Annotated in this window: 11 protein-coding genes; 2 read left to right on the top strand and 9 right to left on the bottom strand. The window is 56.9% G+C overall.

Going from position 1 to position 11777, the window contains the following annotated elements:
* Positions 1–100: 100 nt before the first annotated feature.
* The 3 genes from RX972_RS16540 to RX972_RS16530 all read right to left on the bottom strand — a co-directional run bounded on the left by RX972_RS16540 (position 101) and on the right by RX972_RS16530 (position 2652).
* The gene (locus RX972_RS16540) at positions 101–841 is read right to left on the bottom strand and encodes an S-methyl-5'-thioinosine phosphorylase (RefSeq protein WP_231666220.1); all 741 of its coding nucleotides are present in this window, start codon (positions 839–841) and stop codon (positions 101–103) included.
* A 9-nt stretch (positions 842–850) separates the two neighbouring features.
* Positions 851–1849 (bottom strand): beta-N-acetylhexosaminidase, encoded by a 999-nt coding sequence (gene nagZ, locus RX972_RS16535; protein ID WP_316877170.1) that lies wholly within the window; start codon positions 1847–1849, stop codon positions 851–853.
* A gap of 86 nt (positions 1850–1935) precedes the next feature.
* A complete protein-coding gene (locus RX972_RS16530; protein WP_316877146.1) occupies positions 1936–2652 on the bottom strand; it encodes a TetR/AcrR family transcriptional regulator in 717 nt (238 codons plus the stop codon).
* 247 nt (positions 2653–2899) lie between these two features.
* Here RX972_RS16530 and lexA point away from each other — a divergent pair, with 247 nt between their 5' ends.
* Both lexA and sulA read left to right on the top strand, forming a co-directional pair.
* Positions 2900–3508: a transcriptional repressor LexA gene (gene lexA / locus RX972_RS16525; protein WP_027900633.1), complete on the top strand. Its 609-nt coding sequence runs from the start codon at positions 2900–2902 to the stop codon at positions 3506–3508.
* A gap of 9 nt (positions 3509–3517) precedes the next feature.
* Positions 3518–3988: an SOS-induced cell division inhibitor SulA gene (sulA, locus tag RX972_RS16520; RefSeq protein ID WP_027900632.1), complete on the top strand. Its 471-nt coding sequence runs from the start codon at positions 3518–3520 to the stop codon at positions 3986–3988.
* A gap of 21 nt (positions 3989–4009) precedes the next feature.
* Here sulA and RX972_RS16515 read toward each other — a convergent pair whose 3' ends face one another.
* From RX972_RS16515 to fadB, 6 genes are all read right to left on the bottom strand, one after another.
* A complete protein-coding gene (locus RX972_RS16515; RefSeq protein ID WP_027900631.1) occupies positions 4010–4243 on the bottom strand; it encodes a hypothetical protein in 234 nt (77 codons plus the stop codon).
* A gap of 151 nt (positions 4244–4394) precedes the next feature.
* Entirely contained in the window at positions 4395–4916 is a 522-nt protein-coding gene (locus RX972_RS16510; protein ID WP_099269238.1) for a DUF6586 family protein, read from the bottom strand.
* Positions 4917–5137: 221 nt separating this feature from the next.
* On the bottom strand, positions 5138–7747 hold the full coding sequence (topA, locus tag RX972_RS16505; RefSeq protein WP_099269237.1) for a type I DNA topoisomerase: 2610 nt from the start codon (positions 7745–7747) through the stop codon (positions 5138–5140).
* Between the two features lie 114 nt (positions 7748–7861).
* Complete coding sequence (locus RX972_RS16500; protein WP_027900628.1) at positions 7862–8098, bottom strand: DUF1653 domain-containing protein; 237 nt, start codon at positions 8096–8098, stop codon at positions 7862–7864.
* Positions 8099–8200: 102 nt separating this feature from the next.
* Complete coding sequence (gene fadA, locus RX972_RS16495) at positions 8201–9376, bottom strand: acetyl-CoA C-acyltransferase FadA (RefSeq protein ID WP_027900627.1); 1176 nt, start codon at positions 9374–9376, stop codon at positions 8201–8203.
* 34 nt (positions 9377–9410) lie between these two features.
* Positions 9411–11558, bottom strand: coding sequence for a fatty acid oxidation complex subunit alpha FadB (fadB, locus tag RX972_RS16490; protein WP_316877140.1), 2148 nt, complete (start codon positions 11556–11558; stop codon positions 9411–9413).
* Positions 11559–11777 lie beyond the last annotated feature (219 nt).

The following is an 11777-nucleotide window of genomic DNA, read 5'->3' as shown; positions in this document are numbered from 1 at the left end:
TGGAAGCCGGGCTTGCCCGCGATTCAAACACTGCGGTTTATCGTGAATATAGAGTCATCGTTCTTCGCGAGCCAGCTCGGCTCCTACACAGTAAACCTTGTCAAACCGCACCCAGCACCCGTGCCAGTGTCGCCTTCACTTTCCCCATCCCGTCATGCAAGGCCTGTTCGATTTCGGCCATGGTGATAACCGCCGACGACTTGCCCGCCGCTGGATTGACCACCAGCGCCAGGCAGGCATATTCCAGTTCCAGCTCACGAGCCAGCGCAGCTTCCGGCATGCCGGTCATTCCCACGATGTCGCAGCCGTCGCGCTCAAGACGGATGATCTCGGCCACAGTTTCAAGACGCGGCCCTTGTGTGCAGGCATAAACGCCCCGCTCGCTGAATTCACAACCCTCAGCCGCCAACGCCGCAATCAGACGTCCGCGCAGCGCTTCACTGTAGGGATAGCTGAAGTCGATGTGGGTCACTTGCTCCAGATCATCAGCAAAGAACGTGTGCTGACGACCACTGGTGTAATCAATCAGGTCGTGAGGCACGCAAAAATGCCCGGTGCCCATGGCCGGATGAATCCCGCCCACCGCGTTGACCGCCAGAATGGCCTCGGCACCGGCGTGCTTCAGGGCCCAGATATTGGCGCGATAATTCACCTGATGGGGCGGGAAGCGATGTGGATGGCCGTGACGCGCCAGAAACATCACTTCGCGACCGGCATAATCACCGATCTGAATCTCGCCGGAAGGAACGCCGTAGGGTGTATTCACCGGCAAAGACTGACGAATGCTCAAGCCCTCGAGCTGAGTCAGCCCGGTACCACCGATAATCGCGTAAACAGTCATGAGAAATCCTTAGTCGATCAATTGCGCGGTGCGCAAGGCTTCAAGCGCGGCAAGCCAGCGCGGGTGTTGACGATACTCGGTGCTGGCAAAAGCCTGACCGCGCATCCTGGCGATACGGGGCGACGGCTTGACCTTGAGCCGCTGTGCAGCAGTCAACGCCAGTTCTGCGGCCGCTCGGTCATTACAGACCAGCCCCATGTCACAACCAGCGCTCAATGCGGCTTCAATACGACTGGCAGCATCGCCAACCACATGGGCACCCGCCATGGACAGGTCATCGCTGAAAATCACGCCGTCGAACTTCAACTCACCGCGCAAAATCTCCTGCAACCAGCGCCGGGAAAAACCAGCGGGTTGGGGATCGACCTGCGGATAAATCACATGCGCAGGCATCACTGCCGCCAGTTGCTGGCTCAGCCGGGCAAACGGCACCAGATCATTGGCGCGGATCTGCTCAAGACTGCGCTCGTCGTTGGGTATCGCCACGTGGGAGTCAGCCTCAGCCCAGCCATGCCCTGGAAAATGCTTGCCGGTGGCGGCCATGCCAGCGGCATTCATGCCCCGAATGAAAGCGCCTGCCAACAACGCTGCTCGTTCGGGGTCACCCTCGAAAGCGCGGGTACCGACAACAGCGCTACGCTGGTAGTCCAGATCAAGCACAGGCGCAAAACTCAGGTCCAGGCCTACCGCCAGAACTTCCGTCGCCATCAGCCAGCCGCAGTGCTCAGCCAGCGCCTCGGCATTGGGCTGGTCAGCAATCGAACGCATGGCAGGCAGTCGCACAAAACCCTGACGCAGGCGCTGCACGCGCCCGCCCTCCTGGTCCACTGCCAACAGTAAATCAGGCCGTACCGCACGAATCGCCGCACTCAGCTCACGAACCTGGCGAGGGTGCTCGATGTTGCGGGCAAAAATGATCAGGCCGCCCACTTCGGGCTGACGCAGAAACTGGCGATCCTCGGCGGTCAACCAGGTGCCCGCGACATCCACCATTAAAGAGCCTTGCAGGCCAGAACTCATAAAAAAACACCATTGCCGATATCCAGTCCGGGCAATGGTGCTTGATCATCGAGCCTGGCGCAATGCGCGAACAGTCAGGCCTTGGCGGTAATGGGGATAGCAGAGCTGCTTTTGGTGCGCGGCTTGAGTTGCGCAGCAATCATTGCGGCGTCGGTCACGCCGGTTTCAGCACGCATGCCAGCGGCCAGAAACGGCACCATCAGGCGCATGACCTGCTCAATCGAGGTGTTGACGCCGAAGTCGGTTTCGGCAATTGCCCGTAGCGCCTTGATGCCGGACATGCTGAACGCCGCAGCACCGAGCATGAAATGCACACGCCAGAACAGCTCAATGGGAGGTATGCGAGGTGCAGCCTCGTTGACCAGCACCATGTAGCGGCGGAAAACCTTGCCGTACATGTCTTCCAGGTAACGACGCAAGTGGCCCTGGCTCTGGCTGAACGCCAGACCAAGCAGACGCATGAAGATCGACAGATCATTATTGCTGCGTGGCTGCACCACGAGGGCTTGTTCGACAAGCATCTCCAGCAACTCTTCCAGCGTCGGCTTTTGATCAGGCCTGGCCTGACGGCGCTCCAGCTCACGGTCAAGGCTGATACAGAAAGGCCCGAGGAAGCGCGAGAACACAGCCTGAATCAGCGCCTTCTTGGAGCCGAAGTGGTAGTTGACCGCCGCGAGGTTGACCGACGCCTTGCTGGTAATCAACCGTAGCGACGTCTCTGCGAAGCCTTTCTCCGCGAACAACTGCTCGGCAGCATCAAGAATGCGTTCAACTGTTTCCGACTGGGCCATGGTTCTCTGCCTGACAAACACTTGTTTGAAACATACGTTTCAGATTATGTATCTGTCAAGTCCGCGATACTCCATGGGCCGACAGGGGCGTATTTAACCATATAAACCGCGGGCTGTAGCCACCCACTTGGTCCGCCCTGGCGCGCCGCCCCCGGAGCTCGAAAACAAGTCTGAGAAAAGGACGATTGCCAACTCGCTCGCACTGTATATAATCCCAGTCACTGTATAAAAAGACAGAGCGATCAACATGATTAAACTGACGCCACGCCAAGCTGAAATTCTGGGATTCATCAAGCGCTGTCTTGAAGACAACGGCTACCCGCCTACCCGTGCGGAGATCGCTCAGGAACTGGGTTTCAAATCGCCCAACGCCGCAGAAGAACATTTGAAAGCCCTCGCTCGCAAGGGCGCTATCGAGATGACGCCGGGCGCTTCCCGGGGCATTCGCATCCCAGGCTTTGAAGCAAAGCCCGAAGAAAGTGGTTTGCCCATCATCGGTCGCGTCGCTGCAGGTGCGCCGATACTGGCTCAGCAACACATTGAAGAATCCTGCAACATCAACCCTGCATTTTTTCACCCAAGTGCCGATTACCTGTTAAGGGTGCAAGGCATGAGCATGAAAGATGTCGGCATTTTTGATGGCGATCTACTCGCCGTGCACACCACCCGTGAGGCACGCAACGGCCAGATCGTGGTAGCGCGCATTGGCGACGAAGTGACGGTCAAGCGATTCAAGCGTGAAGGCAGCAAAGTCTGGCTGATTGCCGAAAACCCGGACTTCGCGCCCATCGAAGTGAATCTCAAGGATCAGGAACTGGTTATCGAAGGTTTGAGCGTCGGCGTTATCCGTCGCTAAGGAGACATCATGCAGTTCGTCCAGGCCCCGCAATCACAACTTCCGCTGTTTGAAGCATTCCTCGCGCAGCCTATTGCGCCCATGCTCAAAGAAGCCGCAGTACCGTCATGGAACAATGAACCTGAAGTCTTCAGTGAGCTGTCATTGCGTGGTGCCGCTGGAAACTGCCTGAGTCTACTGGCGCCAATCCTGCGTGAACTGAGCGAAGAGTCCAACGCTCGATGGCTGACCCTGATCGCACCACCGTCCAGCCTTACCCAAAGCTGGCTGCGTGATGCAGGACTCAACCGCGAACGGATCTTGTTGCTGCAGCCACGCGGGACGCAAAGCGCATTTGAACTGACGCGCGAGGCACTTCGCCTCGGCCGCAGCCACACGGTTGTCAGCTGGATCAATCCGCTCGGTACAGGACTGCGTCAACAACTGATCAGCGCGGCAAAAATGGGTGATGCACAGAGCCTCAACATTCGTCTGGGCTAGGTATTACGGGCGAAGTCAGCTTCAGTGAAGGACTCGCGGGCCGGTATCTTTTTCCAGCTCGCCTTCAGCAAGACGACCCGCCATCTGTACACCAACACTCAACATTGCCTTGGCGATTTCGACGTGTTGCCCTTGCAGGAACTCTTTGGCATCAGCGGAGAAATCCAACGTCACCAACGACCCCTCATCATCGGCACGACGCAGTTCTATACGGCCGTCAGGCAGTTCCACAATTTCAAGAAACGATGTTGGCATCAGGGCAGTACTCCACGAAAGGCCGACATTGTAGCAGCCTGTCGACCCAGCCCCTAGGGTCTGTTCCCGTTTTATGACAAGCCGTACTGCCGGAGCTGTTTGCAGTAGCCGGCTTGAAAACCGAAGGCATTGAGCCATCCATCACGGCACTTCAGCACTCGCTGAGGCCTTCGCGGAAGCGAATCGCCAGCCCTTTGAGCTGTTGGCGCCAGCTTTCCAGTTCTTCGCGGGTCAGCTCAACCTCAGGCTCTTCATCGAGGTTGACCGCCACAATCAATGGCTGTGTTACATCGCCTTTCACTTTTTTCGGCGCACGCGGCGGTTCGAACAAGGCGTTGTACGCTGCCAGCAACTGAGCCAGCCAGGTTTCCCGGTGTTGAGCCAACTCGACCAGTTCGGCCATTTCCGGAATCGCCAGGGCATCCAGCACTTCCTGATTGAGCAGCATCTCGGCACGTGGCGCATTGGCTTGCGGCAGACGATAGTAACCGGCGATCTCGTGACACAAACCCAGCAAAGCGCCATACAGATGGAACAACGCCGACTCGCGCTCCGCCTGCAACAGCGCCTGAGCGTTCATGGCACGGCCTTCCTGCGCCTTGCCCATGGACTCCAGAGCGAGACCGGCGAAATAAATCTTTTGATTGGTGCGGGTATACAGTTCGTGCGCCATGGCGGCAGTCTCCGTAGCGATGAGCAAGACCTGAAGCCAGGCCTTGTCAAATTAGCTCAATTAAATGCTTCCCGGTAGGAGCGAACTTGTTCGCGAAGCGGTGTATCAGCCACAACGGCTCGCGAACAAGTTCGCTCCTACCGGAGTTTCACCCAGCCAAAACAACAAAACCCTCGGCACGACCAGCATACCGAGGGCTTTGTGTTCAGTCAGGCGTTAAATCAACGCTTGTCTTCGACCTTCCAGGCCTTGCCGTCGTAGAACGCTTTCCAGCCGGTTGGCTTTCCTTCCACTTCAGTCTGAACGTACTGCTCTTTGGTCTTGCGGCTGTAGCGGATCACTGTTGGGCGTCCGTCCGGATCTTTTTTCGGTGCATCACACAGGAAGTGATACTTCGGATCGATCTCGTCCTTGTGCGGTGCAATCTCCATGACCAGCGGCGCGCGGGTTTCACGATTTTTCGGGAACTGACTGGCCGCAAGGAACAACCCGGATGCGCCGTCACGCAGAATGTACGTATCGTCGACCTTGTCGCACTTGAGCTCAGGCATCTTCACCGGATCCATCTTCGGTGGAGCTGCGTCGCCACTCTTGAGCAGCTTGCGAGTGTTCTTGCAGTCAGGATTGGTACAACCAAAGAACTTGCCGAAGCGGCCCGTCTTGAGCTGCATCTCACTACCGCACTTGTCACACTCCAGGCTCGGACCTTCGTAACCCTTGATCCGGTAGTTACCCTCTTCCACTTCAAAGCCAACGCAATCCGGGTTGTTACCGCAGATGTGCAACTTGCGCTTCTCATCCAGCAGGTAAGCATCCATTGCCGTGCTGCAGATATGGCAACGATGCTTGCCGCGCAGGACACGGGACTCGGACTCGCCTTCGTCGTCTTCGGCGATTTCATCGCCCGGCGTCAGGTTGACGGTAGCCTTGCAACGTTCTTTCGGTGGCAGGCTGTAACCCGAGCAACCAAGGAACACACCGGTAGATGCAGTACGAATCTGCATCGGGCGGCCGCACACCTTGCACGGAATATCAGTCATCACCGGTTCGTTGGAACGCATTCCGCTGTCCGGCGCTTCAGCCACTTCGAGTTTCTTGCGGAAATCACCGTAGAACTCGTCGAGCACGTTTTTCCAGTCACGTTCGCCTTGGGCAACGTCATCGAGATTTTCTTCCATACCGGCCGTGAAGCCATAGTCCATCAGGTTGGAAAAGCTCTCGGACAGCCGCTCGGTAACGATATCGCCCATTTTTTCGGAGTAGAAACGGCGATTGTGCAGCGCTACATAACCACGATCCTGAATGGTCGAGATGATTGCCGCATAAGTCGACGGACGACCGATGCCACGTTTTTCCATCTCTTTTACCAGGCTCGCTTCCGAGTAACGCGCAGGCGGCTTGGTGAAGTGCTGGCTCGGGTCGAGCTTGATCAGCTTCAGGGTTTCGCCCTGAGCCATGTCCGGCAATACGTCGTCATCGCCCGGCTTGGTCATCTGCGGCAAGGCACGGGTGTAACCGTCAAACTTGAGGATACGACCCTTGGCACGCAACTCGAAGGTCCCGGCCGCGACACTGACAGTAGTCGACAGGTATTGCGCCGGAGGCATCTGGCATGCAACGAACTGGCGCCAGATCAGCTCATACAGGCGCTCAGCATCGCGCTCCATGCCGCTCAGCTTGCTCGGATGCGTGTTCACGTCAGAAGGACGAATCGCTTCGTGAGCCTCTTGTGCGCCTTCCTTGCTGCTGTAGACGTTTGGCGATTCCGGCAGGTACTTCTTGCCGAACTCGGCTTCGATGTAATCGCGCGCCATGCTTACCGCGTCAGCGGACAAGTTGGTCGAGTCGGTACGCATGTAAGTGATGTAACCCGCTTCGTACAGACGCTGGGCCATCATCATGGTTTTCTTCACGCCGAAGCCCAGGCGGTTACTGGCAGCCTGCTGCAGGGTCGAGGTGATGAAAGGCGCCGAAGGCTTGCTGCTGGTCGGCTTGTCTTCACGCTTGGCGATGCTGTAGCTGGAAGCCTTGAGCTTTTCCAGCGCCGCCATGGCTTGAGCTTCGTTGAGCGGCTTGAACGCTTCGCCGTTCTCCCGGGCAACTTCGAAACGCACGTTGGCGCCCTTGGCAGTGCCCAGGTCAGCGTGCACTTCCCAATACTCTTCAGGGTTGAACGCCCGGATTTCCCGCTCACGCTCCACTACCAGCTTTACGGCAACCGACTGCACACGACCGGCGGACAGGCCACGAGCGATCTTCTGCCACAACAGCGGCGACACCATGTAACCCACGACCCGGTCGAGGAAACGGCGTGCCTGCTGAGCGTTGACGCGGGCGATATCCAGCTCGCCCGGCTTGGAGAACGCTTCCTGAATGGCTTTCTTGGTGATCTCGTTGAACACCACGCGCTTGTAGCGGCTGTCATCCCCACCAATGGCTTCGCGCAGGTGCCAGGCAATGGCTTCCCCCTCGCGGTCCAAGTCCGTCGCGAGATAGATGGTGTCAGCATCCTTGGCGAGCCGACGCAGCTCTTCGATCACCTTCTCTTTACCGGGAAGGATTTCGTACTTGGCTTTCCAGCCATGATCCGGATCGACGCCCATGCGGGCGACCAGCTGCTTCTTCGCCTTCTCTTTAGGCGTAAGCACCGGCCCTTCGCCAACCGCGGCCTTGCCACGTTTGACGGGTTCTTTACTGGCGCTAGCCGAACCGCTGGTGGGCAGGTCTCGGATATGGCCGATACTCGACTTCACCACGTACTGGTTGCCCAAATACTTGTTGATGGTCTTGGCCTTAGCCGGGGATTCCACGATGACCAGCGATTTGCCCATGGATCAGAAAATTCCTGAATACTGAAAATGAAAGACGGTTGGAACCTGTCAGGGCCCCGCTATATATAGTGGCTACAAGAGGAGGTCAAGCACGGGATAGTGATCGAACTCGCCTCACGGCCTGGAAAAGAGACTCGGTTCGACTTGAACCAAAGCAAAGCGCGGGACCTGCTCGCCGTCAACCTCGACGGACTCGAGAAACATGCTCAGCGGCCGCACCCACATCCCGAAATCGCCGTACAGCGCTTGGTAAAACACCACTTCTTCTTCGGTTTCGGAGTGCCTGGCAACACTGAATACGCGGTACTCGGGGCCTTTGTAATGGCGATAGAGACCTGGCTGTAAATTCATGTTGCTGTCCTCGCGAAAAAAACTGAAAAACTTTTCTGGAATGGCTTATACAAAAATACAAAAGCCGGGGCACCTGGCCCCGGCTCGCATCAAACAAACGCGTCAGACGCGTTCGAAGACGGTAGCGATACCCTGCCCCAAACCGATGCACATTGTTGCAACACCGAGATTGGCGCCATTTTGCTTCATGACATTGAGCAAAGTGCCGGAAATACGAGCGCCCGAGCAACCAAACGGGTGGCCCAGGGCGATCGCGCCGCCGTGCAGGTTAACCTTCTCATCCATCTTGTCGAGCACTTTCAAATCTTTCAGCACTGGCAAGGCCTGTGCAGCGAAAGCTTCGTTGAGCTCGAAGACGTTGATATCAGCGATGCTCAGACCCGCGCGTTTCAAGGCTTTCTGCGTCGCCGGAACAGGACCATAACCCATAATTGCCGGATCCACACCTGCCACGGCCATGGAACGGATCACCGCCAATGGCTGAATACCAAGGTCCTGAGCCCGTTGGGCGGACATCACGATCATGCACGAAGCACCGTCGGTGATTTGCGAAGATGTGCCCGCCGTCACAGTACCGCCTTTCGGGTTGAAGGCTGGCTTCAAGGCTGCGAGGCTTTCCAGGGTTGTCTCGGGGCGAATCGTTTCGTCATAGTCGAAGACCTTGAGGAAACCGTTCTCGTCATACCCTTGCATCGGGATGATCTCGTCCTTGAACTTGCCTTCCAGCGTGGCCTTGTGGGCCAATCGGTGGGAACGCACGCCAAAGGCATCCTGCTGCTCACGGGTAATGCCATGCATTTTGCCAAGCATTTCTGCGGTCAGACCCATCATGCCCGATGCCTTGGCGGCATACAGAGACATGTGCGGGTTTGGATCAACGCCGTGCATCATGCCAACGTGCCCCATGTGCTCAACGCCGCCGACCACGAACACATCACCGTTACCGGTCATGATCGCTTGCGCGGCAGTGTGCAGCGCACTCATCGAGGAACCACACAGACGACTGACCGTCTGCGCCGCTGACGTGTGTGGGATCTGTGTCAGCAACGACGCCATACGCGCGATGTTCCAGCCCTGCTCCAGGGTCTGGTTGACGCAGCCCCAGATCACGTCTTCAACTTCGGCAGGATCAACCTTGTTGTTGCGCTCAAGCAGCTTGCTGATCAAATGCGCGGACATATCTTCAGCACGGGTATTGCGGTGCATGCCACCCTTGGAGCGGCCCATGGGTGTGCGACCGAAGTCGACAATCACCACATCTCTTGGATTCAAACTCATACATTCACTCCTGAAAGACGCTTGACCGAAGCTCTCAACCGAAGAAGCTCTGGCCGTTTTTGGCCATCTCACGCAGCTTCGCGGTCGGGTGGTACAAAGCGCCCAAATCAGCATATTGATCGGCCAGGGCAACGAATTCAGCGACACCAATAGAGTCGATGTAGCGCAACGCACCGCCACGGAACGGAGGGAAACCGATGCCGTAGATCAAGCCCATATCAGCTTCAGCGGCCGTTTCGACGATACCGTCTTCCAGGCAGCGTACGGTTTCCAGACACAACGGGATCATCATCCAGTTAATGATGTCTTCGTCGGACACTTCACGCTGTTCGTAGATGATCGGCTTGAGGACTTCGAGCACAGCAGAGTCGGTGACTTTCTTCGGCTTGCCCTTCTTGTCGGTCTCATAAGCGTAGAAACCTTTGCCGTTCTTCTGGCCCAGGCGCTTCGCTTCATAAAGCGCATCGATAGCAGAGCGACGGTCGTCCTTCATGCGATCCGGGAAGCCTTCGGCCATGACATCGCGACCGTGGTGGCCGGTGTCGATGCCGACCACGTCCATCAGGTACGCCGGGCCCATAGGCCAGCCGAATTTCTCCATGATCTTGTCGATGCGCACAAAATCCACACCGGCACTGATCAGGCGGGCGAAACCGCCGAAGTACGGGAACAGCACGCGGTTGACCAGGAAGCCCGGGCAATCGTTGACCACGATCGGGTTCTTGCCCATTTTCTTGGCGTAGGCCACGGTGGTGGCAACTGCCAGCTCACTGGACTTCTCGCCACGAATGACTTCAACCAGCGGCATCATGTGCACCGGGTTGAAGAAGTGCATGCCGACGAAGTTTTCCGGACGCTTGAGGGCTTTCGCCAGCAAGCTGATGGAAATCGTTGAGGTATTGGAAGCCAGAATAGTGTCTTCGCCCACTTGAGCTTCGACTTCAGCCAATACCGCCTGCTTGACCTTCGGATTCTCGACAACGGCTTCGACCACCAGGTCGACGTTTCCAAAATCGCCGTAGGACAGCGTCGGACGAATCGCATTGAGCGCTTCGGCCATTTTGGCAGCAGTCAGACGGCCTTTTTCAACACGGTTGCCCAAGAGTTTCGAGGCTTCGTTCAGACCCAACTGAATGGCGTCTTCACGAATGTCCTTCATCAGGATCGGCGTACCTTTGGAAGCTGACTGATAGGCAATGCCGCCGCCCATGATGCCTGCGCCCAGCACTGCAGCCTGTTTCACGTCTCTGGCGGCTTCATCGTAAACCTTGGCTTTGCGCTTCAGTTCCTGATCATTCAGGAACAGGCCGATCAGACTCTGTGCCGCAGAGGTCTTGGCCATTTTGACAAAACCGGCAGCTTCGATTTCCAGCGCCTTGTCGCGACCGAAGTTCGCAGCTTTCTGGATCGTCTTGATCGCTTCGACCGGGGCTGGATAGTTCGGGCCAGCCTGACCGGCGACGAAACCCTTGGCGGTTTCGAACGCCATCATTTGCTCGATGGCGTTGAGCTTGAGTTTTTCCAGTTTTGGCTGGCGCTTGGCCTTGTAATCGAACTCACCGGAAATAGCGCGCTTGATCAGGTCCAGCGCAGCTTCCTGAAGTTTTTCAGGAGCGACCACAGCATCGACTGCACCGACTTTCAGGGCGTCTTCGGCGCGATTTTCCTTGCCGGAAGCAATCCACTCGATAGCGTTGTCGGCGCCTACGATACGTGGCAGACGCACGGTACCGCCAAAACCAGGGTACAGACCCAGTTTGACTTCAGGCAGGCCGATTTTGGCGCTGCTGGACATTACCCGGTAGTCCGCGGCGAGACACATTTCCAGACCGCCACCCAGCGCGATACCGTTGATGGCCACCACGGTAGGTACACCAAGGTCTTCGAAATCGCTGAAAATCCGGTTGGCTTCCACATTGCCCGCCAGCAGCTCTGCATCCGGCAACTTGAAGTTGTCGACGAACTCAGTGATGTCGGCACCGACGATGAAGACGTCCTTACCGCTGGTGACAATCACGCCCTTGATGGAGCCATCAGCCTTGATGGTATCCACGGCCTGACGAAGGTCGTTGAGGGTGAGACGATTGAACTTGTTGACGGACTCACCCTTGAGGTCGAAATTCAATTCGACGATGCCGCTCTCAAGAGCCTTAACCGTGATGGCTTTACCTTCGTAAATCATCAACTGATCTCCACGATATGGAAGCTGAACAATACACACCGGACGCTGAAATCTGGCGCGGCTACGACGTTATCGTCGGTGAAACGCCAAATCTTCAGGCACACCCGTCGATGCGGTAGCCGGGATCTGTAAGAACTGTCTTACTACCAAACGCTCAATTCATACGCCCGTTTGATTTGGGTGCGCCTACCTTCATGCAAATCCTGCGGTTTGTCAATT

The organism is Pseudomonas syringae group sp. J309-1 (assembly GCF_032582135.1).
In the GTDB taxonomy this organism is placed as follows: Bacteria; Pseudomonadota; Gammaproteobacteria; order Pseudomonadales; family Pseudomonadaceae; genus Aquipseudomonas; species Aquipseudomonas quasicaspiana.
Note: the sequence above shows the minus strand (reverse complement) of the source record. Positions and strands in the feature narration are given on the sequence as shown.

Bases quoted from the DNA above. Each gene is read 5' to 3' on its own strand.
- lexA (WP_027900633.1), top strand. From the start codon at position 2,900: ATGATTAAACTGACGCCACGCCAAGCTGAAATTCTGGGATTCATCAAG.
- RX972_RS16515 (WP_027900631.1), bottom strand. From the start codon at position 4,243: ATGCCAACATCGTTTCTTGAAATTGTGGAACTGCCTGACGGCCGTATA.
- RX972_RS16500 (WP_027900628.1), bottom strand. From the start codon at position 8,098: ATGAATTTACAGCCAGGTCTCTATCGCCATTACAAAGGCCCCGAGTAC.
- fadB (WP_316877140.1), bottom strand. From the start codon at position 11,558: ATGATTTACGAAGGTAAAGCCATCACGGTTAAGGCTCTTGAGAGCGGC.
- RX972_RS16530 (WP_316877146.1), bottom strand. From the start codon at position 2,652: ATGGCCCAGTCGGAAACAGTTGAACGCATTCTTGATGCTGCCGAGCAG.
- fadA (WP_027900627.1), bottom strand. From the start codon at position 9,376: ATGAGTTTGAATCCAAGAGATGTGGTGATTGTCGACTTCGGTCGCACA.
- RX972_RS16540 (WP_231666220.1), bottom strand. From the start codon at position 841: ATGACTGTTTACGCGATTATCGGTGGTACCGGGCTGACTCAGCTCGAG.
- sulA (WP_027900632.1), top strand. From the start codon at position 3,518: ATGCAGTTCGTCCAGGCCCCGCAATCACAACTTCCGCTGTTTGAAGCA.
- RX972_RS16510 (WP_099269238.1), bottom strand. From the start codon at position 4,916: ATGGCGCACGAACTGTATACCCGCACCAATCAAAAGATTTATTTCGCC.
- topA (WP_099269237.1), bottom strand. From the start codon at position 7,747: ATGGGCAAATCGCTGGTCATCGTGGAATCCCCGGCTAAGGCCAAGACC.